The 24,749-nt window shown below is 54.6% G+C and carries 23 protein-coding genes; 1 reads left to right on the forward strand and 22 read right to left on the reverse strand.

Going from position 1 to position 24,749, the window contains the following annotated elements; genetic code table 11:
- Positions 1–9 precede the first annotated feature (9 nt).
- From G5193_RS04450 to leuS, 20 genes are all read right to left on the reverse strand, one after another.
- Positions 10–426, reverse strand: a complete 417-nt coding sequence (locus G5193_RS04450; protein ID WP_421205102.1) for a Mov34/MPN/PAD-1 family protein — start codon at positions 424–426, stop codon at positions 10–12.
- Between the two features lie 49 nt (positions 427–475).
- Positions 476–2,230, reverse strand: a complete 1,755-nt coding sequence (locus G5193_RS04455) for an E2/UBC family protein (protein WP_421205104.1) — start codon at positions 2,228–2,230, stop codon at positions 476–478.
- Positions 2,231–2,232: 2 nt separating this feature from the next.
- Positions 2,233–3,519, reverse strand: a complete 1,287-nt coding sequence (locus G5193_RS04460) for a CBASS cGAMP synthase (RefSeq protein WP_421205106.1) — start codon at positions 3,517–3,519, stop codon at positions 2,233–2,235.
- Positions 3,519–4,583, reverse strand: coding sequence for a CBASS cGAMP-activated phospholipase (locus G5193_RS04465; protein WP_421205108.1), 1,065 nt, complete (start codon positions 4,581–4,583; stop codon positions 3,519–3,521). Before G5193_RS04465 ends, G5193_RS04460 begins: the two co-directional genes overlap by 1 nt.
- Positions 4,584–4,666: 83 nt before the next feature.
- Positions 4,667–4,831, reverse strand: coding sequence for a DNA-binding protein (locus tag G5193_RS04470; RefSeq protein WP_421205110.1), 165 nt, complete (start codon positions 4,829–4,831; stop codon positions 4,667–4,669).
- Positions 4,832–4,991: 160 nt separating this feature from the next.
- On the reverse strand, positions 4,992–6,683 hold the full coding sequence (locus tag G5193_RS04475; protein WP_421205111.1) for a hypothetical protein: 1,692 nt from the start codon (positions 6,681–6,683) through the stop codon (positions 4,992–4,994).
- A gap of 95 nt (positions 6,684–6,778) precedes the next feature.
- Complete coding sequence (gene lipA / locus G5193_RS04480; protein ID WP_421205113.1) at positions 6,779–7,759, reverse strand: lipoyl synthase; 981 nt, start codon at positions 7,757–7,759, stop codon at positions 6,779–6,781.
- Positions 7,756–8,433 carry a lipoyl(octanoyl) transferase LipB gene (lipB, locus tag G5193_RS04485; protein ID WP_216953013.1) on the reverse strand — a complete coding sequence of 226 codons (678 nt, stop codon included), beginning with the start codon at positions 8,431–8,433 and terminating at the stop codon, positions 7,756–7,758. Before lipB ends, lipA begins: the two co-directional genes overlap by 4 nt.
- A 62-nt stretch (positions 8,434–8,495) precedes the next feature.
- Positions 8,496–8,759: a DUF493 family protein YbeD gene (gene ybeD / locus G5193_RS04490; protein WP_005348100.1), complete on the reverse strand. Its 264-nt coding sequence runs from the start codon at positions 8,757–8,759 to the stop codon at positions 8,496–8,498.
- Positions 8,760–9,051: 292 nt separating this feature from the next.
- Entirely contained in the window at positions 9,052–10,248 is a 1,197-nt protein-coding gene (locus tag G5193_RS04495; protein ID WP_216953014.1) for a D-alanyl-D-alanine carboxypeptidase family protein, read from the reverse strand.
- Between the two features lie 184 nt (positions 10,249–10,432).
- Complete coding sequence (locus G5193_RS04500) at positions 10,433–11,413, reverse strand: septal ring lytic transglycosylase RlpA family protein (RefSeq protein ID WP_421205115.1); 981 nt, start codon at positions 11,411–11,413, stop codon at positions 10,433–10,435.
- A complete protein-coding gene (mltB, locus tag G5193_RS04505; protein ID WP_421205117.1) occupies positions 11,355–12,353 on the reverse strand; it encodes a lytic murein transglycosylase B in 999 nt (332 codons plus the stop codon). The genes G5193_RS04500 and mltB overlap by 59 nt, the downstream gene beginning before the upstream one ends.
- Positions 12,353–13,456 carry a rod shape-determining protein RodA gene (gene rodA, locus G5193_RS04510; RefSeq protein ID WP_005335170.1) on the reverse strand — a complete coding sequence of 368 codons (1,104 nt, stop codon included), beginning with the start codon at positions 13,454–13,456 and terminating at the stop codon, positions 12,353–12,355. The genes mltB and rodA overlap by 1 nt, the downstream gene beginning before the upstream one ends.
- Positions 13,449–15,371, reverse strand: coding sequence for a penicillin-binding protein 2 (gene mrdA / locus G5193_RS04515; RefSeq protein WP_216953017.1), 1,923 nt, complete (start codon positions 15,369–15,371; stop codon positions 13,449–13,451). Before mrdA ends, rodA begins: the two co-directional genes overlap by 8 nt.
- Positions 15,372–15,474: 103 nt before the next feature.
- Entirely contained in the window at positions 15,475–15,942 is a 468-nt protein-coding gene (gene rlmH / locus G5193_RS04520) for a 23S rRNA (pseudouridine(1915)-N(3))-methyltransferase RlmH (RefSeq protein WP_005335166.1), read from the reverse strand.
- A gap of 19 nt (positions 15,943–15,961) precedes the next feature.
- Positions 15,962–16,303 (reverse strand): ribosome silencing factor, encoded by a 342-nt coding sequence (gene rsfS / locus G5193_RS04525; RefSeq protein ID WP_005335165.1) that lies wholly within the window; start codon positions 16,301–16,303, stop codon positions 15,962–15,964.
- A gap of 103 nt (positions 16,304–16,406) precedes the next feature.
- Positions 16,407–17,057 (reverse strand): nicotinate-nucleotide adenylyltransferase, encoded by a 651-nt coding sequence (gene nadD / locus G5193_RS04530; RefSeq protein WP_216953018.1) that lies wholly within the window; start codon positions 17,055–17,057, stop codon positions 16,407–16,409.
- Positions 17,051–18,088, reverse strand: a complete 1,038-nt coding sequence (gene holA, locus G5193_RS04535) for a DNA polymerase III subunit delta (protein WP_421205119.1) — start codon at positions 18,086–18,088, stop codon at positions 17,051–17,053. The genes nadD and holA overlap by 7 nt, the downstream gene beginning before the upstream one ends.
- The gene (lptE, locus tag G5193_RS04540; protein ID WP_245133103.1) at positions 18,088–18,570 is read right to left on the reverse strand and encodes an LPS assembly lipoprotein LptE; all 483 of its coding nucleotides are present in this window, start codon (positions 18,568–18,570) and stop codon (positions 18,088–18,090) included. Before lptE ends, holA begins: the two co-directional genes overlap by 1 nt.
- A 113-nt stretch (positions 18,571–18,683) precedes the next feature.
- On the reverse strand, positions 18,684–21,260 hold the full coding sequence (gene leuS, locus G5193_RS04545; protein ID WP_421205122.1) for a leucine--tRNA ligase: 2,577 nt from the start codon (positions 21,258–21,260) through the stop codon (positions 18,684–18,686).
- Between the two features lie 145 nt (positions 21,261–21,405).
- On the opposite strand from leuS, the gene G5193_RS04550 reads away from it, so the two are divergent.
- On the forward strand, positions 21,406–21,894 hold the full coding sequence (locus G5193_RS04550; protein WP_041209964.1) for a zinc ribbon-containing protein: 489 nt from the start codon (positions 21,406–21,408) through the stop codon (positions 21,892–21,894).
- Between the two features lie 84 nt (positions 21,895–21,978).
- Here the strand turns inward: G5193_RS04550 and G5193_RS04555 are convergent, their stop codons facing one another.
- A complete protein-coding gene (locus G5193_RS04555; RefSeq protein WP_421205124.1) occupies positions 21,979–23,319 on the reverse strand; it encodes a TldD/PmbA family protein in 1,341 nt (446 codons plus the stop codon).
- Positions 23,319–24,719: a TldD/PmbA family protein gene (locus G5193_RS04560; protein ID WP_421205126.1), complete on the reverse strand. Its 1,401-nt coding sequence runs from the start codon at positions 24,717–24,719 to the stop codon at positions 23,319–23,321. The genes G5193_RS04555 and G5193_RS04560 overlap by 1 nt, the downstream gene beginning before the upstream one ends.
- Positions 24,720–24,749: the final 30 nt, after the last annotated feature.

The following is a 24,749-nucleotide window of genomic DNA, read 5'->3' on the forward strand; positions in this document are numbered from 1 at the left end:
ATTACATGTTTAATTATCTTGAATTTTAGTTAGCTTTACGAGACAGTTTTTAAATATTTTCCCTACCCATAAATCATAACGGCCGACAATGATGACGATCATTGGTTTATCATATTTTAAATTTCGCACCCAAGAGGATTTATCTGTGTTGGATGGCGTTGGATAATCTTCAGGGTGAGTATGCCATTCACCTAAATATTGTTTTCGCCCATTGGATTGAGAGAATGTTGATATTACCTTAGCTTGATGATGTTGTCCTCGTCTATCTACGTTGTAACGGTGTCTAATATCGCCGACTCCGGGTTCAGAAAGGTCATTTATTACTAGATGCATTCCTCTGCGTTCTCCAATAATAACCCCAGCGGCCTCGAAACTGTCAGGTGTAAGCTGGCGATGTGATAACAATATCTCTACTACATTGCTCATTATCACAATCATACCATTACCGTTATCTGAAAATATTAAGTCTAAATTTTTATTCATGACAAATGGGGCAATTATTGTAACGGACAAGTCGTTTTTGCTTTCTAGAACGAGAACCATCGAACATATGTTCATTATAAGTCCATGGTGCATTTTCTTCTAAAGTATTAAGAACTGCTTCTTGTGCTAATGCTGCCGTAATATGACTGACTGCTGCATCATATGGTGCATATGTACTACCACAACTAATATCTATTTCAGATGATTGGTCAATTTTTTCAAATCTCAAGTCAATATTATTTCGATGTGTAGCTGGATCGGAAACCATACAGCCATAACAGCAGCTTCCGTCATCAACCAGGACTTTAGATGCTCGTCCATTTCCATCATTTAATGCATGAATAAGAATTGGTCTCGATTCACTATTGATCATCCTAATTACAGCGCTTAAACGCTTAGATACTGGTGGCCGTCCAGTTGCATCAATTATTATATCGTAGTGTGCTAGTGTTTTCGGTAAAATTGGAAACTGTGACGAAAATCCTTTAATGTTTTTAACGATATGTATCGTGTCATATAATGTTTCAGCTAAAGCTAATGCTTTATTCTTGCCAAAATAGTTAGCTGTTAAAGTATGGCGGCCAAAGTTATGAGGACTAAAATGATCACTATCATATAGATGAAAATGTTTTTCACCACATCCGGCTCCACTACGTAACAGTAATTGAGCTAAGTAACCACCGATTGTACCACAGCCAATAAGTGCTATTCTTTTGTTACTTAAATTACCTACACCTGGTCGTGGTAAATTGCGACTTAGTAATGTATCCCTATCTGACTTTGTTACGCTTAGACGCTTAAATACAGAGGTAACATTTTTACCACCGAGTAGAGATGCTTTATATTTCAAAGATGAACTCTTAGCACTTTTTCTAGAATAGCGCTTTATGTTTATTGCATCTAAATTTAACTCGATGTAGATAGCAAGTGTATCTTGGTGTTCTATGTCAAGTAATAGGACATGCCTTTTTTTATCCTTGGATAATAAGCAATCAATTACTCGATCACGTGCAATATGATCTACTTCTGAAAGCCAAGTCAATACATTAGAAAAACTCATAGGTGGCCATGTTACACCTGCGAGTTTAGTAGGTTTGACAAGAATATAATGAGTGGGTATTGGTCCTTTTTTTAATCCTTCCGGTTTCAATCCACGTTGCTTTAGCCAATTTATGTGCTCATTATTGTTTTTATCAAGGGTATTCTCGACAGTCAAATATTCATCGTAGGTATTGTTTTCATAATTTATAACCCATGTGGATAAAACAGATTTTTTTATAGGTTTAGAAAGAATAAAAAGTTCTTCTATTGGTCTCCAATAGGCAGAAAACTCTCCCTCTAATTCAATATCATTAGATGGTGAATTTATTAATGATCTAATTGCGTTGTTTAAAGTAATCTGTATCTGTGCATCAACGTCATGATATAACCCATCTAGATCGTTAGGGTCCCAGTCGGCCTCCATTTGTGAGACATAGCAAACTATGCCCTCATGGGATATATGAGGCGTCAGTCTTCCAAGACAGTAGTCAGGACGTTGAATTGCAAAAGCTGTAGGGAGTTTGATATGTGGATCATTTGATAAAACTAAAGCAATAGAGAATACTCCTACATCAGTGATGTAGTCTTTAACGTAATACCCATATCGATTATTTCTATTATATATCAGTGTATCTTTTGGCATTCGTTGGGCTGGGGTATATATGAAACCACAGCCCAATAAGATACTATGAAGCTCAGAGTTCATACTTAGCCGCTTACCATAGTACTACTAATCTTAGATGGTGTGGTGGCTATACTTGCCGTCTCTCTAAATACTGGCGAAGCTGCTTCAGAAATAATTAAATTATGATCACTTACACGTTTACCAAATGCCTTATTAATTTTAGATAAAGCATTTTGCTTTGATTCTGCAACTTCAGCGTCAAGAAGAATACCATGTAGTTTATTCAATTTTTCCATTATATCTTTCTCCCTGTTGCCATGTTCATTAAATGGTGGAAACAGTGGCTTTTCATCAGTACTATCAGGGCTTTCAATGCCATTCCTAAACTCTTCTGGGAGGTGTTTTGCAACGGTCTTCATCGTTTCTCCCATATTTTTTGAATCATGCCACACTCGATCCATTACATTTACAGTGGCGGCCATGAGACTAATTGATGATGGCCCCCCAACTTCCCATTGAGCATCGCGCCAAGCCTTCATAAAGCGACAAACATCTCGAAGGTGTTCACCTATACGAATACAACTGTTATTAAACCAGTCTTCAACAATTTTAGGATCACTGTTCAGCCATTTTTTACTACCATCACGTAGAGCTAGATTTACATGTTTGGAGTCAACTTCATAAGATGTATCATCACTGTCCATCGCGTAGGATTCAAAAATACTTTCAGAACCGATTCTAGCTCTACATTTAGCCATAGCGGTCTGCTTTTGAAGAAATTGGTCTTTCGGTATAGCATACATAGGCACATCGATATGTGTTTTGTTGCTTGGGATTTTGATTCTGCCGCAAGTTTGTTTTGCTTCATAAACCCAACCATCATGCTCTGCTACTAGTGATTTTAAGGATGAGTCAACTAGTAAAATGAGCAACGAATGGCCTATTTTAGGTTCAGCTTCAAAAATTGGCATTGGCATATAGGTGCCATCGTCAATGTCCATTTCTTGGCCTGGATGAAACGGTCGATTGAGAGTGTCGTATTGAAAGCTTCCTTGAGTCCAAAAGCGTGGAGTTAGGCCTAAAAATTCTTGACGGGCATCCTCATCCAAATCATAAATTAGTTTTGCAATTTGATTTCGCTCAACTTTGGATAGGTAGCTTAATTTTGAGTTAATAAGCCGGTACTCTATATTTTCTAATGTGGAGATTGAAGAAGCAATCATTTTTGCCTCTTCAAAAATCTCTTTGGTTCTCCAGCGAATAACTTGACGTAAATCTATTAGTTGTTTTTTTTCATTTGGTGAGAGTACCAATTTACCTATAAGGCCGTTCTCATTATCGGTGTAGTACTCGTGAAAATTCCAAGTCATTAGTTGTTTCCTTCAATTATCACACGATTAAAAGGAAGTGCTGGGATATCAAAAAAATATTGCAATTTCATATTACTGGTAAATTCAACTGTCGCCAGTTGTTTACCTCTACTTGATAAATTCCGAAGCGAGCTCTTACTGGCATTATCTAATGTGATATCGCTTGCTGCCTCGTTTGGTATGGTATCATCTAAATACACATAATTATCTTTAGCGGAGTTAGTTAATAACTCTCGTATTAGCATGTTTTTATGCAATAACTGGTTTGATGTCATTGTTGTTAGGACTAATCGTTTTCCTGCTCCCCACAATCCAATATATCCATTCCACCATTTTGCATCCAGAGCCTTTGGACTTATTGTATATTCTTCGCCAAGAGTTCCAATGTTTAAAATATGAACATTCTGGTGAGATGCATTGGGAAAATCAGTTTTCATATCACGGAAAACCTCAAGTAAACCAATATAACTTGGGTTGTTTGCGACCAAGCCACCATCCGCAAAGTATGCTTTAAGATCGTCACAGTAGTGAGGAGCAAAGTAGGTTGGTGCGGCCGAGGTCGCCATCGCCGCATCGATCAATTTTAATATGCCATCTCTGTTAAAATTAGGATTATGAGGAGTCTTAAAGAATTGGGGTTTACCAGTGGATAAGTTTACTGCTGGAATCATTACTCGTCTATTAAGGTCATTAAATACGGTATCTGCCCCTATCATCTTTTCTACAGCTCTTTTCAAGGGCTCACTATCATAGATCGGTGCGAAAAGAGACCTTAATGTATTGAGCCATCCCCAGCGTGGCGGAAAAATATTAGGGGCTTGCTCAAAGAACACTGCTTCTAGTTCTCTTGCTGTTTTTCCTGTAGCTAGCCCAAGAGCTAATATTCCACCTATGGAGGTTCCTGTTATTAGATCAAAATAGTCACCTACCTTGACATCTTGGATTCCAGTTCTCGATGCGATTATACGTTCTATCTCTGCGAGCACACTTATAGTAAAAAGCCCCCTAGCCCCCCCTCCGTTAAGACTGAGAATTCTAACCCGAGAATTATCTGCATTTAACATCGCTGCGCCCTTAATAATTTTGATGAGAGGTGAAGGGAGATTTTATAGGTAAAAGTACTCTTAATTTAAGTCGTGTCAAAAAATCAAGGGTGATGTGAATTACTTTTACGTATCTTCTCAATGTCATTAAGTACAACAGATATCAACTCTAAGTCTCCAATCTCGATCGCTTCCTTCAGGTAAGCATTGATCTCTGCTTCACTAGTCAAGTATTCGGCAGGATCATATTTGCTAAATTCTTCTTCCATATTAAGATTCTCCATCACGATAATAACATTGATTAATTTAATACAAAAAAAGAAAAATATCAATATAATCTTATTTAGACTAAGAAGTTTGATATAGTGATTTTTATATTTATGCGTACCTTAATCATTGCTGATGCCACAGTAATTACTATTGTGGAAATTATGGTATGGTAATAATTCGTCTGTTTATTGCCTCAGAAAACGACTTGTGATCGCTCCATGTGTGTTTTAGGCTTATCAAATCGATACCTAGGTCATTGAGTTTGATCTTCTTCCAAATACCTTCAGCTAGAGAACATCGAAAGAGGATTTTATGAAAATCTTCAGCGTTGAGTTTGTGCTCCCCAGACGAGATCAACGAGACTGTGAAATTTTCATTTTCTCTCATTTCAAACTCGATAAGATTAAAAAATTGCCCATTAAATAAAATATCTGCGATTATAACATCGCGCTTTGTTTTGGTTGATGAATCCAAATATGCCCATTGCCATCTTTTTGATGATTTTGTTAATGGCATGTGTTCAAATGCGGGGGCTACTTGGCGAATGCTTGCGGATATTCCATTATATTTATTCAGTTCTTCTACTGCTGAAATTAAGATATCAAAACTTGCTTTAGCACCTTTTTTGCGTGTGTAGGTAGGAGAAATATTGGCTTTTTGGGTATTTTTTTCATCCAAACCAAAGCCACCAAGACCTGTACCGAGAGCGTCAATGAGAAAGCCTTGTAATGACGTACCTGCACTACGATATTCACATTCCTCTTTCGTAGGTTTATCCGGCTTTCGGCCTGTTAATGCTCCAAATCGATCGCTTGGAACAGTTATTAGCATATTTGACAGGCTTGCATTCGTATCTGTTCCACTTTGCAGATGTGGGTCTTCAGATTTTTGTGTAGAAGTTACTGTTTTGCGGGAATATAGTTTCTTTTCATCTTCTGGACGATCGGTATCGTTTTTTGCTCCAGTACCATCATTATCTCTAATCACTGTTAGGTGGCTATATGGGAGTGGGGCAGAGCAACGCTCTAAAGACAATACTAGGCAACGCCATGGGGAGTCTTCCGATTGTTGTATCCATTTTACTCTAGCCTCAAGATTAGTTAGGCCAGTAAACGGAAAATCGGATTCAATATGTATAAAATTATGATTTATTGCATTTTTCAATACAGCATCATGGATTTTACAGCTAGCTAAAAATGCTTCTTTAGAATGAAGAATTCTAGCAATTATCCATCCTTCTTCATCAGTTATATGTTGTCTCAAACCAAGGAAAAACCTATCATCTTCAGCACGATAATGAGTACGACTAAGATTTATAACTGAATCTGGGTTATGTTGTAATGAGCCAAAGAATAATGCATGAGACAAATTTGTTGAGATGGCATAATAAAATCTAACTAATTCCATTACAGGGATTAGAAGAGCAAATGGATCTCCATTACGTTCAATTGCTACCAGTTTGCTTCCTGCGCCAGCCTTTCCAATACGGTAGGATTTGTATGGAATAATATTTTTTCCATTTTCTTTATGTGTAGCTGTGATTATCTGAGTTGTCTGTGGTGAAATTAGCAGATTATTTATTGCTTCATATTTTCCCGCTAGAATATCCTGACATATACCATTCATCCATATAGAGCCAGTGGCAATCAATGGCAACTGTCCAATACCTATGTTAACAACTATCTGATGTTCTACATCAGTTTGGCTAACCGATGCTCGCTTGTCTCCTCGCATTTTAAAGGGGTTATCAAGGAACGGACTGAGTACGATTTGGAAAAGAGGCTCAGTAGTGACGTCAGGATTTGGGAGCACAGCTCCTTTCCAATCAACACGCCAGAATTTCCCATCCATGGGAAATTCTTTGATCTTGGGTATCCTTCTTGCTGCCATTTCTGAACCTCACAGTACAAAACATCAGTGTTAATCCCATTTACCGATGTAGAGTACTATTTAGCCTTGTAACCCACAACCTCTTCGCCCTTGGCTTGCAGATCCGCGTGATAGGAGGAGCGCACGAAAGGACCGCAGGCGGCGTGGGTAAAGCCCAGCTCCATGGCGACATCTTTCAGCTCGTCAAACTCTGCTGGCGGCACGTAGCGCTTGACCGGCAGGTGGTGGCGGCTTGGCTGCAGATACTGACCCAGGGTCAGCATGTTGACGCCGTGAGCGCGTAGATCCTTGAGCACCTCGACGATCTCTTCGTTGGTCTCGCCAAGGCCCATCATCAGACCGGACTTGGTCGGTACATGGGGGTGCATCTCCTTGATACGGCGCAGCAGCTCCAGCGACCACTTGTAGTCGGCACCCGGGCGAGCGACGCGATACATGCGCGGCGCAGTTTCCAGGTTGTGGTTGAAGACGTCCGGCGGCGTTTCGCGGAACACCTCAAGGGCCTGCTCCATCCGGCCACGGAAGTCCGGGGTCAGGATCTCGATGCGGGTCTGCGGGCTGTGCTCGCGGATCTCGCGGATGCAGTCGGCGAAGTGCTGGGCACCGCCGTCGCGCAGATCGTCGCGGTCCACCGAGGTGATCACCACATACTTGAGGTTCATCTCCTTGATGGTCAGCGCCAGCTTCTTCGGTTCTTCCGGATCGAGTGCCAGCGGGCGGCCGTGGGCCACGTCGCAGAAGGGGCAGCGACGGGTGCAGATCGCGCCCATGATCATGAAGGTGGCCGTGCCGTGGTTGAAACACTCCGCCAGGTTGGGGCAGGAAGCCTCTTCACAGACCGAGTGCAGCTTGTTCTTGCGCAAGGTGCTCTTGATGTGTTCGATCTTCTGGCTGGAAGGGGGGAGTTTGATCCGCATCCAGTCCGGCTTGCGAAGGATTTCTTCGTTGGGATCCGGCATGAATTTCACCGGGATCAGGGCCATCTTGTCGCCATCGCGCAGCTTGACGCCCGGCTCCATACGAACGGGTTTGCTCATGATTCACTCTCGGTGTTTGTTATTGTCTGATAGCCAATCAGGCTGGCCAGTTCGGCCACCAGAATGGATTGCGCCTCGGCCACGCTCTGCGGGCCGCCCAGGGCGCTGGTCTGGGTCATGGCCATGCCCGCATAGCCGCACGGATTGATGTGCAGGAAGGGGGTCATGTCCATGTTGATGTTGAGGGCCAGCCCGTGGAACGAGCAACCCTTGCGGATGCGCAGTCCCAGCGAGGCCAGTTTGGCCTCCATGCCAAGGTCATTTTTCACATAGACCCCGGGGGCATCTGCCTTGGCATAGGCCTGGATATTGCTTTTGGCCAGGGTGTTGATGATGGCTGTTTCCAGCGCGGTCACCAGCTCGCGCACCGAGAATTTGCAGCGGCGGACATCCACCAGGACGTAGAGCACCAGCTGGCCCGGGCCGTGATAGGTCACCTGACCGCCGCGATCGCTCTGCACCACCGGGATATTGCCCGGATTGAGCAGGTGTTCGGCCTTGCCGGCCTGCCCCTGGGTGTAGACGGGGTCATGTTCGACCACCCAGAACTCGTCCGGGGTGTCGCTGGTGCGGTTGTCGGTGAAGGCTTTCATGGCGTCCCATACCGGCTGGTAGGGGCGGCGACCCAGCTGCCTGACTATCAGGCTGTGCTGAGCGGGGATCTGGGATGACATGGTGTCCTCGTGGCGTGCTGCGGCCAAAAACAGTCGCCCCGCAGAACGGGGCGAGAGAGAAATTACAGTACGTATTTCACCAGCTCGATCTTGCCAAGCGCAGTGTACATCGCTTCGATGTGCTCTTTGCTCTGGGCTGTCACGGTCACGCGAACCGAGTGATAGTTGCCCTTGGAGCTGGGCTGGACGGTCGGGCTGTAGGTGCCCGGAGCATGCTGCTGCAGCACTTCAACCACCATATCCGGCAACGCAGGATCCGCGATGCCGAGTACCTTGAACGGGAATTTGCAGGGAAACTCCAGCAGTTCATCAAACTTGGTATTCATTTACTCACCTTTTTCGTCATCAGCATGATGACTTCATCTTGGATGGCTAGTGGCCGATGGCCCGTGGAGGCCGCCATTTCAAGTCTGTATGGGTGCGGCTAAACCCTATATGGGCGCCGCACACTCCGGGATCAAGGCCGGGAGCGGTCAGACAAGGATGGAAGTGCTGCTTTTTACCACAAATCAGGGTAAGGCGGAACCTGCAGTTTACAGGGTTATTCACTGCCATTGTCCGGCGCAGACAGCAGCGGCGCCTGTTGGCGCCGCTGTTTGGTGAGGATTGTGCGTCGGATTACTTGAACCAGCTGGTGACCAGCAGTACCAGGTAGTCCCACAGACGGCTCATCAAGCCACCTTCCTGCACCTCTTCCAGAGCGACCAGCGGTACCTGCTTGATCTCTTTGTCACCCTGCTTCAGGAACACGGTACCAACGCGTTGACCCTTGGCCAACGGGGCTTTCAGCTCGCTGTCGAGCTGGAAGTCTGCCTTGAGGTTGTTGCCCTGACCGCGGGTGACCAGCACGGAGACATCCTTGTCGACGCCCAGTTTCACTTCAGATTTGTCGCCCATCCAGATCTTCTGGGTGACCAGCTCGGTGCCTGCCTTGTACGGAGTCAGGCTCTGGAAGAAGCGGAAGCCGTAGGTGAGCAGTTTCTTGCTCTCGGCGGCGCGGGAGGCTTCGCTGCTGGCGCCCAGTACCACGGCGATCAGGCGCATGCCTTCGTTGTTGGTGGCAGAGGAGACCAGGTTATAGCCGACCTGGCTGACGTGGCCGGTCTTGATGCCATCCACTTGCAGGGATTGATCCCACAGCAGGCGGTTGCGGTTGTGCTGGGTGATACCGTTGAAGACGAAGGATTTCTGGGAGTAGATCTTGTACTCCTCCGGCTGATCATGGATCAGTGCCTGACCCAGGCGGGCCATATCACGGGCTGTACTGTAGTGACCCTCTTCATCCAGACCGTGGGGGTTCTTGAACTGGGTGTCCTTCATGCCGAGCTTGGCGGCCCAGGCATTCATCAGGCTGGCGAAGGAGTCGGTACTGCCGGCCAGATGTTCGGCCATGGCGACGCAGGCATCGTTGCCGGACTGGATGATGATGCCCTTGTTCAGGTCATCGACAGAGACCTGCTTGCCCACCTCGATAAACATCTTGGAGGAGTCTGAGTAGTTCTTGGACCAGGCGTTCTGGCTGATGGTCACCATGTCGGTGCCCTTGATGTTCCCCTTGTGCAGCTCGTCGCCAACGATGTAGGAGGTCATCATCTTGGTCAGGCTGGCAGGGGGCAGACGCTCGTCGGCGTTCTGCTCGGCCAGCACCTGACCGGAGTAGTAGTCGATCAGGATATGGGCCTTGGCGGAGATCTCCGGCGCGGCGGGAACCACCACTGGGTTGGCGTTCGGCGTGGGTGTCGGCACCGGCGTATTGGCCTGAGCGGTTACGCTGATCAGTGAGGCCAGAAGAACTGAACGGGCAAATTTGGACATCTTGAAATTCCTGCGAGCCAGATGGGGATAAAATGCGGGCCTAACTATACCAGATGCGCCCGCAGGTTATAGTCCGACATGGCGATCATGACTGGTTTTTTATCCATCAATCCCTGCCATCACGCCATAAAGCGACGTGATGGCGGGGCCGGGAGATTGGTCACCGCCGCTGTCAGAGGAGGGATCAGGGCACGATAAAGGCCTGTTCCAGTCCCCCTTGCCGTACTTTTTCCAGCAGTGCGGCTTGTTTATCCGCCTCCACCGGGCCGATCAAGACCCGGAAGATGGCGCCATGGGCTTCAATCCGGTAGGGCACACCATGGCGCTGGGTCATCACCTTGCCCATCGCCTCGGCCCGATCCCGGGAGCCGCTGGCCAGTACCTGGATCATCTTGCCATCACCACTGCTGGCAGGAGCTGCGGTCTTGGCGGGAGCTGGCTTGACAGGTGCCGCTTTGGCGGGCGTGGTCGCGGGCGCCTTGACGGGAGCGGGTTCGGCAGCGGGAGTGGCCATCGCCAGTGCGGTTGGTTCACCCAGGAAGCCATCTTGCGACAGCGTGTTGGAGGCCGCAGCCGGAGTGGTCGGAGTCATTTCGATGGGCTTCATCGGCTCCATGATCACCATCTGATCCGGGGTGTCGCTAATCAGCTCCAGCCGTACTCGGGCCTCACCGCTGTCGACCATCTCCAGCTGCTTGGCCGCTGCGTAGGAGAGGTCGATCAGGCGCGGGCTGTTGAATGGACCGCGATCGTTGACCCGCACTATGGTCTCCAGCCCGTTGTCCAGATTGGTGACCCTCACATAGCTCGGGATGGGCAGGTTGCGGTGGGCGGCACTGAACAGCTTGCTGTCCAGCACATCGCCGTTGGCGGTATTCTGGCCATCCAGATCCGGTGACAGCCAGCTGGCGGAACCCTCTTCGCTATAGTGCTTGATATCGCGCCACACCTCGTTTTTCTGTTTGCCAATCCAGTAGTCCCGGTTGCCGCTCGCGCTCAGGGGCTCCGGGCGTGGGATGGCGCCGGTGGCTTGCGGGATCTCGATAACGGGTGGCTTGCTGACCGGTGCAGGCGGCTCGACAGGGGCGCTCTGTTCCGGCTGGCTGCTACAGGCGGCCAGCAACAAGCTCAGACTGAGCGGGAGGAGTTTGTGACGAAGATGCATACGCTTCCTGAATAGCTTGGCTAAGTTGATACACCGCCATCGCGTAGAGTGGGCTGCGATTGTAGCGGGTGATCACGTAAAAGTTATGCCGTGCGACCCAGTATTCCGGTCCATCGGCTTGGGCAAGCGCCAGCAACTTGACCGGCGTCTGCGGGGCCAGCGGCGTGGCGAGCTCAATCCCTGCCGCCGCCAGTTCTGACCACTGTTGTGTGAGCTCGGGCTCAGATCTCAGCAAAGGTTCGACCGCCATTAGCCCGATCTGGGCTGGTTCCACCACGGATTCGCCCCAGCGCCACTGGTGGCTGGCAAAATAGTTGGCCACGCTGCCGATGGCATCGACCGGGTTGGCAAACAGATCCCGCTTGCCATCCCCGTCAAAATCGACGGCATAGTGGCGGTAGCTGGAGGGCATGAACTGCCCCATCCCCATGGCGCCGGCATAGGAGCCCTTGAGGGCATCGAGTTGCCACCCTTCCTCTTTGGCCAGCACCACCAGCTGGGCAAACTCCTTGGCAAAGAAGTCGCTGCGCTCCGGGTAGTGGAACCCCAGGGTGTAGAGGCTATCGAGCACCGGATGACGGCCCATCTGGCGACCGTAGAAGGTCTCGACCCCTATGATGGCCACGATGAGCGAGGCGGGCACCCGATAGGTCTGCTCCGCGCGGGTCAGTGTCTCGGCATGTTGCTGCCAGAACTGCTGGCCGTCACGGATGCGATCTGGGGTAACAAACAGCGGCCGGTAGCGATGCCAGGGTTTGGCCTCCCACGGCTTGCTGATGGTGTCTAGTACCTCCTGCCGCAACTGGGCGCGGGCCACTGCCGCCTGCAACTCCGCCAGCGGCACCTGCTGCTGTTCGGCGAGCAGGGCCAACCGATCCGGCGCCACGGCGGCGGTTGCCATCGTGGTGGCGAGAGAGAGCAGCAATCCGACCCGTTTCATCAGGCCAGCAGCCTTCTATGAGTCTGGATGGACATCAGTATGCCAAAGCCGGCCATCAGGGTCACCATGGAGGTGCCGCCATAGCTCACCAGCGGCAGGGGAACCCCCACCACCGGCAGGATGCCGCTCACCATGCCCATGTTGACGAACACATAGACGAAGAAGGTGAGAGTGATGGCGCCGCCCAGCAGTCGCTCGAAGCTGTTCTGGGCCTGCATCGAGATAAACAGACAGCGGCTGATGACGTAGAGGTAGAGCACCAGCAGCAGGGCAACCCCCACCAGACCAAACTCCTCGCTAAATACCGCGAAGATGAAGTCGGTGTGGCGCTCGGGCAAGAACTCCAGCTGGGACTGGGTCCCTTGCAGCCACCCCTTGCCGAAGACGCCACCGGAGCCGATGGCAATCTTGGACTGGATGATGTGGTAGCCGCGGCCGAGCGGGTCTTTCTCCGGGTCGAGCAGCATCAGCACCCGCTGGCGCTGGTAGTCGTGCATCAGGAAGAACCAGAGCACCGGCATAAAGGCCAGCATCAGTAGAACCGCCAAGCCGATCAGCCACCAGCTGAGCCCCGCCAGAAAGATCACGAAGAAGCCGGAGGCGGCCACCAGAATGGAGGTGCCAAGGTCCGGCTGGGCGGCGATCAGCAGGGTGGGCAGCAGCACCATGATGAGGGCGATCACCACATGGCTGAACTTGGGTGGCAGCGAGTGGCGACTGAGCCAGGCCGCCACCATGATGGGCATGGAGAGCTTCATCACTTCGGAGGGCTGGAACTTCATAAAGCCCAGATCGAGCCAGCGCTGGGCCCCCTTGCCGATGTGGCCGAACACGTCCACCGCAATCAGCATCAGCACCACCACGGCGAACAGCGGCACCGACCAGCGGGCGTAGAGGGAGGGGGGCAGCTGGGCCAGGCCGATCATCAGGGCAAAGGCGAGACCGCCGCGCACCAGCTGGCGCACGATGGAGTCCATATCCTGACCGGAGGCGGAGTAGAGCACCACCATGGAGAGGGTCATCACGGCCAACAGACCGAGCAGCAGGGGCAGGTCGATATGCAGCTTGTACCAGATACTCTGCTGGCGGGCTGAATTACTCATGGGGGGCGACCTCACTCGGTTGGGACGGCTTTTCCGGTGCCGGTGGCAGTTGCGGATCTGGGGGCAGCAGATAGGCATCCAGCATCTGGCGTGCAATGGGCGATGCAGCCCGGCCACCACCACCACCAATGGAGTTTTCCAGCACCAGTGCGACGACCGCTTTGGGCGCCTCAAAGGGGGCATAGGCAACGAACAGGGCGTTATCGCGATGTTCCGCCTTGACGGTCTTGATGTTGTAGACCTGATTTTCCTTCAAACCGACTACCTGCGCAGTGCCTGATTTACCACCTGACGAGTAGGGGGCCTTTGCAAATGCATGACGGCCACTGCCTTCACTGCCATGGTTGACGCGCCACATGCCGTCCTGGGCTACTTTCCAGTAGCTGTCGCTCTTGAGCTTGAGGGCGATGTTGGGGTTGACCGGGGCATCGACCACCCCCGCCTGCGAAGCGGTGCTCTTGAGCAAGTGCGGCGTCACGTCGTGGCCGTTTTGGGTCAGGATGCTGATCGCCTTGGCCAGTTGGAGCGGGGTGGCGCTCCAGTAGCCCTGACCGATACCGACAGAGATGGTGTCACCCTGATACCAGGGCTGGCGCCAGCGGGCCATCTTCCAGTCACGAGACGGCATGACACCCTTGGTCTCTTCATAGAGATCGACCCCGGTGTACTGACCGAAGCCGAACTTGGTCATATAGCTGTGGATCTTGTCGATGCCGACCCGATAGGCGAGATCGTAGAAGTAGGTATCTGCCGAGACCTCGATGGCGCGATAGACGTCGAGCCAGCCATGACCCCAGCGGCGCCAGTCGCGAAACTTCTTGGTGGTACCGGGAATGGAGAAGCTCGGGCCGCCGAAATAGCGGTAGCCCGGGGTGATGGCCCCCTCGTTGAGACCCATGATGGACATCATGGGCTTGACGGTGGAGGCAGGGGCATAAATGCCCTGAGTGGTGCGGTTCACCAGCGGCCGTGCCGGATCGTTGAGCAGTGCCGAGTAGTTGGCGCTGGATATGCCTGTCACGAACAGGTTGGGGTCATAACTCGGGCTCGACTCCAGCGCCAGGATGGCACCGGTTTTCGGGTTCATCATCACGATGGCACCACGCTGGCCGGCCAGCAGTTGCTGGGCCTTGAGCTGCATCCGGACGTCGATATTGAGGTAGATATCCTTGCCCGGAACCGGAGGCTGGAACTTGAGGGTGCGGACAATCCGGCCGCGGTTGTTGACCTCGACCTCCTGATAACCCGCCACCCCGTGCAGCTCATCCTCGTAATACTTCTCCACCCCCTGCTTGCCGATATCCTTGGTGGCGGCATAGTTGGCGAGTTTGTCCTCTTTTTCGAGACGCTCCACGTCGCGGGTGTTGATCTTGGCCACATAACCCAGCGCATGGGTCAGGGTGTCGCCAAACGGGTAGTAGCGCTTGAGGTAAGCCTCGATACTGGCTCCCGGATAGTTGTGCTGGTTGACCGAGAAGAGTGCCACCTGATATTCGGTCAGCTTTTCGTAGAGAGGGACCGGCTTGAAGCGACGTTGGCGTTTCACCTCGGTCAGAAACTTCTCTTTGGTGCCTTCCGGCAGCCCCAGCAGGGCGATCAGCTGGTCAGCGGTTTTTTCAAGATCCCTAGTCTCTTCCGGGACGATTTCCAGACTGTAGACAGGGCGGTTCTCCGCCAGCAGCACGCCGTTGGTGTCGTAGATGAGACCCCGGGGTGGCGCCACCGGCACTACCCGGATGCGGTTGGAGTTGGAACGCGTCTGGTAGGTGTCGTAGGACTCGACCTGCAGATAATAGAGATTGCCCAGCAGCACCAGCATCAGCACGACGATGCCGATGTAGGCTACCAGGGTGCGCCGGAAGAACAGATTGCCCTCGGCACTGTGATCGCGCATTTCGATGCGTTGTTTCAGCATGCCTTTACCTCAAGACCCTTGGGGGCAATAAGAGCAGGAACTGCATTGTTCACTCTCTGTGATAGGGGTGAATATGAGAGGTGAGACTCCAGAGACGCATGGCTCACTCTCTATGATACGGATGATTGGTCGTTATGCTCCAGGCACGGTAGAGGCTCTCGGCCACCAGTACCCGTACCAGCGGATGGGGCAGGGTGAGCGGTGACAGGGACCAGCTCTGTTCGGCAGCAGCCTTGCACTCGGGGGACAAGCCTTCCGGTCCGCCGACCAGCAGGGCCACATCGCGGCCATCGAGTTTCCACGCCTCCAGCTGGGTGGCCAGCTGCTCCGTGGTCCAGGGCTTGCCCGGAATGTCGAGGGTAACGATGCGCGAGCGCCCCGCAGCCGCCAGCATGGCTTCCCCTTCCTTCTGCAGGATGCGGGGAATGTCGGCATTTTTGCCCCGTTTGCCAGCGCCGATCTCGACGAGTTCAAACGGCATGTCTTTGGGGAAGCGGCGACGATACTCTTCGAAGCCATGCTCTACCCAGGCGGGCATCTTGGTGCCCACCGCAATCAACTGGATCTTCATGGTCGTTACACTTGTGCTCTTATTGCGTATTCATTTGAGCGGCACCGCTCCACAGCTTTTCCAGTTGGTAGAAGTCACGGTGTTCATCCTGCATCACATGCACGATCACCGAGCCCATATCTACCAGCACCCATTCACCGCTCAGTTGCCCTTCCACGCTCAGCAGATCCAGACCCGCGTGGCGGGCCTCGCTGGCCAGATGGTGGGCAATGGCGCTGACGTGACGACTGGAGTTGCCGGAACAGATGATCATGGTGTCAGTAATGCTGGATTTGCCGCGTACATCGAGGGTGATGATGTCGCGGCCTTTCATGTCATCGATCTTGTCGATGATAAAGGCATGCAATTCTTGGCCTTGCAATGAGTCTCTCCTGTATTCCGGCGCGCAGCGTTTGCGTCAGGGCGGCGGATTATATCATGGTCACTCCCGTTTCCCATCGGGTGGGGCGGGATAACGACAGGGGCTAGCGGCGGTTGGCGCGGTAGAGCCCCTGTTGATCAATATAGTGCGCAACCGACTCGGGCAAGAGGTAGCGGGTGTCTTGTCCCGCATCCAGCAAGGCTCGCAGTCGGGTGGCTGACAGTTCGATGGGCTGGTTGTCCGCCAGCCAGATATGACCGGCCAGACGCTGATGCAGCGCGTTGGCATCCGCGGTGTGATGGCGCGCCAGCAGCTGTGCCACCCCGGCCGGATAATCCGGTTGCCAGCCCGGCCGCACGCTCACCACCAGATGGGCATAGTCGAGCAGCTCCTGCCAGCGGTGCCAGCTTGGCAGGCTCAGCAGGGAATCCATCCCCATCAGAAAACAGAGCGGCGTATCGGGCAGTTCATGACGCAGCTCGATCAGGGTATCGATGGTGTAAGAGGGCTTGTCCCGTCTCAGCTCCCGCTCATCCACCACAAAGTGGTGGTTCTCTGCCGCCGCCAGTTTGACCATGGCGAGACGCTGTTCGCTGGAGCAGAACGGATTGGCGCGGTGGGGCGGGATATGGTTCGGGATCAGCCGCATTTCGGCCAGCCCGAGAGCATCGCGCGCCTCGATCGCCGGGCGAAGATGACCGATATGGATGGGGTCGAAGGTGCCGCCAAGCAAACCGACAGGCGCCTTCAGCACGGGCTGCTCTCCATCACCAGCGGCAGCGGGGTGCCATCACGAAAGCCGAGGGCAATGGTCTGCAGCATCAGCCACGCCTGTTCGGTATCAAAGCGGCGCTGGGCGCCATCCAGTTGCGCCATCAGCTGCCATAGTTGTTGCAACTTGGCGAAGGGGAGACGAGTCAGCGCTTGCTGAATGAGCTGCTGGCGGCTCTGCCAGATGCGCAGGCGGCTGAAGTGCTCCCCCAGCGGCTGGCCGTTTCGCATCGCCAGCGACAGCTCGGTCAGCTGCTCCAGCTCGCGGCAGAGGGTCCAGGCCAACATCCCCGGCTCGGTGCCTTCGGCCCGCAGGGCGGCCAGAATGCGCTGGGCCCGGTTCACCTTGCCCTCCAGCAGGGTATCGACCAGCTGGAACGGGGTGAAGTGGGCGTGGCGGATAATGGTCTCTTGCAGATAGGTGACGCTGATGGGCTGGGGCGGCGAGAGCAGGGTCAGCTTCTCGATCTCCTGACTGGCGGCCAGCAGGTTGCCCTCGTAGGAGTGGCACATGAAGTTGATGGCATCCGGCAGCGCCTTGAGGCCGAAACGCGCAAAACGGGCGCTCATCCAGCGCGGGAAGAACTTGGGCTCCGGATGGTTGACCGGCACATAGGTGCCAATCTGGTAGAGCTTGTCGAACCAGGCTGCCTTCATCTGGGTCTGGTTGAGGCGACCGCCACTCAGCACCAGCAGCAGGTCGAGATGAAGCTGCTTGCCGATTTCGCTGATGCGGGCAGCGAGATCCTTGTCCACCTTGGCGGGCAGCTCCAGCTCGATGATCTGGCGGGCGGAGAAGAGGCTCATGGCCTGACAGGCATCGTAGATCTGATTCCAGTCCTGCCCCTGCTCCACCACGAAGGTGTGGCGTTCATCGAAACCCTGCTTGCGGGCGATCTGACGAATGGCATCGATGGCCTCCAGTCGCAGCAGGGGCTCGTCGCCAAAAACGAGATAGCAGGGCCGAAGCCCTGCCTTGAGGTGGTCACCAAATTGCTCAGGGTAAATCCGCATCAGAAGCTGACCTGACTCAACTGACGGATCACCTGATTGGCCGCCTGCTCCTGCATCTCGCGGTTGAGCTGCTCCTGCTCACGGGAGGAGGCGAGCGCTGCATCCGGCTTGTTGAGGAAGCTGCGGTTGAAGTTGATGGGGAAGACCTGAGTTGGCTTGCCCGGTACCGAGATGGTGAACTGGGTACCAAAGCCCAGCACATATTCGGTGTCCGTCCCCAGCGCGTTGACCGAGGCGACCTGACTGGTGCTGCCTACGCCGCCCAGAGTGAGCACCGGAATGCCCTCCTTGTCGACCAGGGTCACGCCAGAGGCCTTCAGACGGGTGGTAACCATCCGGTAGAAGTCGCTCTTGTTGTCGCCCACGACCTTCATGGTCATCAGCTCGCTCGGAATGCCGTTGCCGCGCATGTGAAAGCCGCAGCCTTGCAGCAGCAGACCAGCCAGCACGATGGCCATCCAGCGGGTGAAGATGGTGCCCATAGAAAATCCTCTTTGCATTAAGGGAAAGCGGCGGGCGCAGGGCCCGCCGTTATCATCCGTTTGCTGTCACAGATTGGCAATGATCAGTTGGTAACCAATCAGTTGGCAGCCAATTAGTTAGCGACAATATTGAGCAGCTTGCCAGGTACATAGATCACTTTGCGCACGGTCAGACCGTCGGTGAACTTCTGCACGGAAGCATCGGCCATCGCCAGCTTCTCGACGTCGGCCTGGCTGATCTCGGCCGGCACGGTCAGTTTGCCGCGCATCTTGCCGTTGATCTGTACCACCACCAGCTTCTCGGTCTCGACCATGGCCGCTTCATCGGCCACCGGCCATGCAGCGTGATCCACATCGTCGCCCTTGCCCAGCATCTTCCACAGCTCGAAGCCAATGTGCGGGGTGATGGGGTAGAGCATGACCACCACCGCTTCCAGCGCTTCCTGCATCAGAGCGCGATCCTGCTCGTCGTTGCCCAGCTTGGAGAGATTGTTCATCAGCTCCATGATGGCGGCGATGGCGGTGTTGAAGGTCTGACGGCGACCCACGTCGTCGCTCACCTTGGCGATGGTCTTGTGCAGTTCGCGTCGAATGGCTTTCTGCTCGTTGGAGAGGGCAGCCAGATCCAGCGCGGCAACGGCGCCACCGGAAACGTGTTCGAAGGTGACGCGCCACAGGCGACGCAGGAAGCGCTGGGCACCCTCTACGCCGGAGTCGGACCACTCCAGTGTCATCTCGGCCGGAGAGGCGAACATCATGAACAGACGGACGGTATCGGCGCCATAACGCTCGACCATCAGCTGCGGGTCGATGCCGTTGTTCTTGGACTTGGACATCTTGGTCATGCCGGAGTGGATGACTTCGCGGCCCTCGTTATCGATGGCCTTGGTGATGCGACCCTTCTCGTCACGCTCTACCTTGACGTCGGTCGGGCTGACCCAGACGTTGCCGCCCTTCTCGTCTTTGTAGTAGAAGGCGTCGGCCAGCACCATGCCCTGACAGAGCAGACGCTTGAACGGCTCGTCGCTGTTCACGAGACCTGCGTCACGCAGCAGCTTGTGGAAGAAGCGGGCGTAGAGCAGGTGCATACAGGCGTGCTCGATGCCGCCGATGTACTGATCCACCGGCAGCCAGTGGTTGGCAGCAGCCGGGTCCAGCATGCCTTTGTCGTAGTCCGGAGAGCAGTAGCGCGCGTAGTACCAGGAGGACTCCATGAAGGTGTCGAAGGTATCGGTCTCGCGGAACGCTTCCTGACCGTTGTAAGTGGTCTTGGCCCACTCGGCATCGGCCTTGATCGGGCTCTGGATACCGTCCATCACCACATCTTCCGGCAGCAGTACCGGCAGCTGGTCTTCCGGAGTCGGCACCACGGTACCATCAGCCAGAGTCAGCATCGGGATGGGGGCACCCCAGTAGCGCTGACGGGAGACCCCCCAGTCGCGCAGACGGAAGTTGACGGTGCGCTTGCCCTTGCCCAGCCCTTCCAGCTTGTTGGCGATGGCATCAAAAGCGCCCTGGAAGTCGAGACCGTCAAACTCGCCGGAGTTGAACAGTACGCCCTTCTCGGTGTAAGCGGCTTCGCTCACGTCGACGTCGCCCTCAACCGGCTTGATGACCGCCTTGATGTCGAGGCCATATTTGGTGGCGAACTCGAAGTCACGTTGATCGTGGGCCGGAACCGCCATCACGGCACCGGTGCCATAGTTCATCAGCACGAAGTTGGCGACCCAGACCGGTACCTTGCGGCCATCCAGCGGGTGAATGGCGTAGAGGCCGGTGGCCATGCCCTTCTTCTCCATGGTGGCCAGTTCGGCTTCGGCTACCTTGGTGTTCTTGCACTCTTCGATAAAGGCTGCCAGTTCCGGATTGTTTTCGGCGGCCTGCAGGGCCAGTGGGTGGCCAGCGGCGATACCGACATAGGTGACGCCCATGAAGGTGTCCGGACGGGTGGTATAGACCTCCAGCTGCTCAGCCTGACCCTCGATATTGAAGCTGATGTTGACCCCTTCTGAGCGGCCAATCCAGTTGCGCTGCATGGTCTTGACCATCTCCGGCCAGCCTTCGAGGTTGTCGATATCGTTCAGCAGCTCTTCGGCGTAGTCGGTGATCTTGATGAACCACTGGGGGATCTCTTTCTGCTCCACCGGGGTGTCACAGCGCCAGCAGCAGTTGTCGACAACCTGCTCGTTGGCCAGCACGGTCATGTCGTTCGGGCACCAGTTGACGGAGGAGGTCTTCTTGTAGACCAGACCCTTCTCGTAGAGCTTGGTGAAGAACCACTGCTCCCAGCGGTAGTAATCCGGTTTGCAGGTGGCGACTTCACGATCCCAGTCATAACCCAGACCCAGCATCTTCAGCTGGTTCTTCATGTATTCGATGTTTTCGTAGGTCCAGGGCGCCGGTGCGGTATTGTTTTTGATCGCGGCGTTCTCTGCCGGCAGACCGAATGCATCCCAACCGATGGGTTGCAGCACGTTCTTGCCATTGAGGCGTTGATAACGGGAGATCACATCACCTATGGTGTAGTTGCGAACGTGCCCCATGTGTAGACGACCAGACGGATAGGGGAACATGGAGAGGCAGTAGAACTTCTCTTTGTCTACTTTTTCCACGGCCTTGAAGGTTTTCTTGGCATCCCAGTGCTTCTGCACTGCTGGTTCGATTGATTGGGGAACGTATTGCTCTTGCATTGGTGACATCCGGATCTGTGAAATGAATAGATAAATCAGCTGGGAAATCGCAATAGAATACCCATATCCTGCGGCGGCAACAACCGCCAGCATCCGTCAAGCCTGAAGCCGGGCCAGAAAGGGATTTAGCAGAGGAGTAACAGCCATGGACAAACGTCAAAAAGGGTATGAAACCTTCATTGCCGAACTGCAAAAGCAGTGGCAAGAGACAGAGCAGTTCCAGGGGGAGCGCCTCAACCGGATGATTGCCCGCGTTCAGGCCTATCTAGAAGCGGCCAGTGACCTCACTCAGGACGAGCTGGCGCTGATCGCCGAGTATGTGAAGCGGGATCTGGGGAACTATGACGAGGGGCGCAAGGATGAGCAGGTGGAGGAGTCTGCCTTTATGCTGGCCCTCAAAGATACCGCCTGGTCCTGGCTGGCGGATGTGACTGACCGCGCCCAGGTGGAGTGGCGCGAGCTGGCCGACGAGCTGGAGCACAAGGGCGTCTATGAGGCGGGCGACTGGGTGGGGCTGGGGGTCATGGTGTGCGACCAGTGTGGCTGGCGCCATACCGTGCTCCATCCCGAGCAGCTCGATACCTGCCCCGAATGCGGCTGCGCCGAGTATCACCGCGAGCCGCTCTCGCCCTGAGTCATGCCATCAATGTGGACGAGATAACGAGCAAAAAGGCGCCATCAGGCGCCTTTTTCTTACTTGCAGGTTTCGTCGGGGCGTTTACTTGCCCGCGACGGAGAGACCGCCAAAACGGATCTGCGGGGCGTAGAAGCCCTTGCCATCGTTGTGGTGCAGGGTGTCACCGACCGCTTCCAGCTCGCCCAGCAGGCGGTAGAAGTTGCCCGCCACCGTGATGCCGCGCACCGGCTGCAGGCGAACGCCATCGCGGCAGAGGAATCCTGATGCGCCAAAGGAGAAGTCGCCGCTCACCGCATCGGCACCCGAATGCAGGCCATCCAGCTTGACCAGCTCCAGATAGTCGCCGCTCTGCACTTCCGCTTCGCAGTGGGGGCCCGCGCCAAACACCAGATGGCGAGCGGTCACATCGAGGGCGCTGCGGGCACCGCGAGCGGCCGAGCCGTTGCTGGCGACGCCAAAGTGGCGGGCGGTGGCGCTGTTGTGGAGCAGGGTTTTCAGCTCCCCTTCGCCAATCAGCAGCAGATCCGAGCTGGCCGCCCCCTCGCCATCAAACGCCTTGATGTTCATGCCGCCCGGCATATAGACCCGGCTTTCCAGAGTAAGCCAGCGTGACGCTACGCTCTGGCCGACCTTGCTGCGCCAGGGGTTGATCCCTTGTTGGGCCCACTTGCCCGACAGCACACCCTGAAAGCAGCCAAACAGGCTGGCGAAGCAGTTGGTGCTAAAGATGACGCTGTAGCGACCGCTCGGCACCGCTTCACCGGGCAGCAGACCATCGGCGATGGCGTAGATCTGCTCGATCAGGGCCTGGCTATCCAGCTCGTCGAAGCGACGGCCATACTGCCCCTGCGAGTGCATCGACTGGCGGCTATCCCGTTCCACCAGCGCCGAGGTGTAGCAGCCGACGCTGAACTCGCCGTGCTGGCAGAGGGTGCCCTGACTGTTGGCGAGCCAGAGCTGGCTCTCCCCTTCGAAGAAGCTGTTGTAGGGGGCGCCGCTCACATCGGGCATGGCCAGCATGTCAGATTCGAGGCGCAGGGCCAGAGCGATCTTCTCCTCAACCGGCGTGGTATCGGGCTGGTTGATCTCGGCGCAATCTGTGGTGATCCGGCTATTGGCCACCGAGATGCGCTGATCCGGGTCAACCTTGGCAAAGCGGCTGGCATCGAGCGCATCTTGCAGCATGGCATCCAGCGCCAGCTCATCGAGGGATTCCGAGTAGGCGATGCCGACCCGGCCCTCTTTGATCAGGCGAATGCCGAGCTGCTGGCTGCTGGTGACCTTGTATTCACCCAGCTCGCCCTTGTCTGCCTTGAGGGAGAAGGCCTTCTCCTGATTGGCGATGATGTCTGCCTCGGCGTTGAGGTCGGCCACTTTATCCAGCAGGCGGGTGAGCAGTTGGTTCATGTCGAGTTGGCTCATCAGGCGTTCCCTCCCACCAGGATATTGTCCACTTTCAGCGCCGGCTGGCCCACCGAGGTGGGGACCGAGCCCGAGACCGAGCCGCACATACCGGCGGCCAGCGCCAGATTGCGGCCCACCATGGAGATCTCTTTCAGCACCTGCGGGCCGGTACCGATCAGGGTGGCTGACTTGAGCGGCTTGGTGATTTTGCCGTGCTCGATGAGGTAGGCCTCCTGCACATTGAAGTTGAATTCACCGGTGCCGGGCTGTACCGAGCCGCCCCCCATCTTCTTGGCATAGATGCCATGTTCGACGGTGGCCAGCATATCGTCGAGGCTGTGGTTGCCCGGCTCGATATAGGTGTTGCGCATGCGCGAGGTGGGGGCGTACTTGTAGGATTCGCGCCGCCCCGAGCCGGTGCGGGCGTAGCCCGTCTTGAGGGCGCCCATTCTGTCCACCAGAAAGCCGGTCAGAACGCCGTCCTTGATGAGCTGGGTATGCTGGGTCGCCATCCCCTCGTCATCGACGTTGATGGAGCCCCAGGCATTGCCTTGCAGCCCTTCATCCACCGCATTGACCACCGGATTGGCGATAAGCTGGCCCATCTTGTCGTGGAACACCGAGGCCTTCTTGGCTACCGAGGTGGTCTCCAGCAGGTGGCCGCACGCCTCGTGGAAGATGACGCCGCCAAAGCCGTTCTCCATGATGACCGGCAGGGTGCCGCTCGGGCAGGGAGCCGCGCCCAGTTTCACCAGTGCCTGACGGGTGGCGGTGAGCGCCAGCTCGCGCGGATCGATGCGATCGGCATGCTCCCACCCCATCAGGGCGCCGGGGGCCTCGTAACCGACGCTCTGCTCGCTCCCTTCCATGGCGATGGTCTGGGCCATGATGCGGTTGTAGTGGCGGCGATCGGCGACTTGCACCCCTTCGCTGTTGAAGATCTCCACCTCCTGCTCCCAGCCCAGCACGTTGCCGGAGAACTGGCTCACCTTGCTGCTCTCGGCACGGGCCACCGCATCCATGGCGTGCAGATAGGCGATCTTCTGCTCCAGCAGCTTGTCTACCGACAAGGGCAGGGCCACCGGGTTGCGATCGCTCAGGCGGGTGAAATCGAAGGCGGTGGCGGTCACCACGGGGTCGCGGCGGTCTTTGGCCGCCAGCAGGGTGACGATGCGCAGCAGCTCGTCGCGGCTGGCTTGGTTGGTGTAGCCGTAGAGCACCTTGTGGCCGTAACAGAGGCGCACGCCGATGCCGAAATCGAGGCCACCGCTGATGTTCTCTATCTGGCTGGAGAGCAGGCTGAGCTGGCTGCGGCGCTTGCGCTCGACAAACAGCTCGGCGAAATCGGCACCCAGTGCCAGCGCGTGATCGAGCACGTCACGGGCGATGGCGGGGGCCAACAGGGAGAATGGGGTCATAGAATATCCTTTTCTGGTCTGTCCGTTTGC

The sequence above is a fragment of the Aeromonas sp. 601027 genome, assembly GCF_049174455.1.
In the GTDB taxonomy this organism is placed as follows: Bacteria; Pseudomonadota; Gammaproteobacteria; order Enterobacterales; family Aeromonadaceae; genus Aeromonas; species Aeromonas veronii_A.

What these genes read in the sequence shown, in the direction of transcription:
- G5193_RS04450 (WP_421205102.1), bottom strand. Translation starts at nt 426, where the DNA reads ATGAGCAATGTAGTAGAGATATTGTTATCACATCGCCAGCTTACACCT.
- G5193_RS04455 (WP_421205104.1), bottom strand. Translation starts at nt 2,230, where the DNA reads ATGAACTCTGAGCTTCATAGTATCTTATTGGGCTGTGGTTTCATATAT.
- G5193_RS04460 (WP_421205106.1), bottom strand. Translation starts at nt 3,519, where the DNA reads ATGACTTGGAATTTTCACGAGTACTACACCGATAATGAGAACGGCCTT.
- G5193_RS04465 (WP_421205108.1), bottom strand. Translation starts at nt 4,583, where the DNA reads ATGTTAAATGCAGATAATTCTCGGGTTAGAATTCTCAGTCTTAACGGA.
- G5193_RS04470 (WP_421205110.1), bottom strand. Translation starts at nt 4,831, where the DNA reads ATGGAAGAAGAATTTAGCAAATATGATCCTGCCGAATACTTGACTAGT.
- G5193_RS04475 (WP_421205111.1), bottom strand. Translation starts at nt 6,683, where the DNA reads ATGGATGGGAAATTCTGGCGTGTTGATTGGAAAGGAGCTGTGCTCCCA.
- lipA (WP_421205113.1), bottom strand. Translation starts at nt 7,759, where the DNA reads ATGAGCAAACCCGTTCGTATGGAGCCGGGCGTCAAGCTGCGCGATGGC.
- lipB (WP_216953013.1), bottom strand. Translation starts at nt 8,433, where the DNA reads ATGTCATCCCAGATCCCCGCTCAGCACAGCCTGATAGTCAGGCAGCTG.
- ybeD (WP_005348100.1), bottom strand. Translation starts at nt 8,759, where the DNA reads ATGAATACCAAGTTTGATGAACTGCTGGAGTTTCCCTGCAAATTCCCG.
- G5193_RS04495 (WP_216953014.1), bottom strand. Translation starts at nt 10,248, where the DNA reads ATGTCCAAATTTGCCCGTTCAGTTCTTCTGGCCTCACTGATCAGCGTA.
- G5193_RS04500 (WP_421205115.1), bottom strand. Translation starts at nt 11,413, where the DNA reads ATGCATCTTCGTCACAAACTCCTCCCGCTCAGTCTGAGCTTGTTGCTG.
- mltB (WP_421205117.1), bottom strand. Translation starts at nt 12,353, where the DNA reads ATGAAACGGGTCGGATTGCTGCTCTCTCTCGCCACCACGATGGCAACC.
- rodA (WP_005335170.1), bottom strand. Translation starts at nt 13,456, where the DNA reads ATGAGTAATTCAGCCCGCCAGCAGAGTATCTGGTACAAGCTGCATATC.
- mrdA (WP_216953017.1), bottom strand. Translation starts at nt 15,371, where the DNA reads ATGCTGAAACAACGCATCGAAATGCGCGATCACAGTGCCGAGGGCAAT.
- rlmH (WP_005335166.1), bottom strand. Translation starts at nt 15,942, where the DNA reads ATGAAGATCCAGTTGATTGCGGTGGGCACCAAGATGCCCGCCTGGGTA.
- holA (WP_421205119.1), bottom strand. Translation starts at nt 18,088, where the DNA reads ATGCGGATTTACCCTGAGCAATTTGGTGACCACCTCAAGGCAGGGCTT.
- lptE (WP_245133103.1), bottom strand. Translation starts at nt 18,570, where the DNA reads ATGGGCACCATCTTCACCCGCTGGATGGCCATCGTGCTGGCTGGTCTG.
- leuS (WP_421205122.1), bottom strand. Translation starts at nt 21,260, where the DNA reads ATGCAAGAGCAATACGTTCCCCAATCAATCGAACCAGCAGTGCAGAAG.
- G5193_RS04550 (WP_041209964.1), top strand. Translation starts at nt 21,406, where the DNA reads ATGGACAAACGTCAAAAAGGGTATGAAACCTTCATTGCCGAACTGCAA.
- G5193_RS04555 (WP_421205124.1), bottom strand. Translation starts at nt 23,319, where the DNA reads ATGAGCCAACTCGACATGAACCAACTGCTCACCCGCCTGCTGGATAAA.
- G5193_RS04560 (WP_421205126.1), bottom strand. Translation starts at nt 24,719, where the DNA reads ATGACCCCATTCTCCCTGTTGGCCCCCGCCATCGCCCGTGACGTGCTC.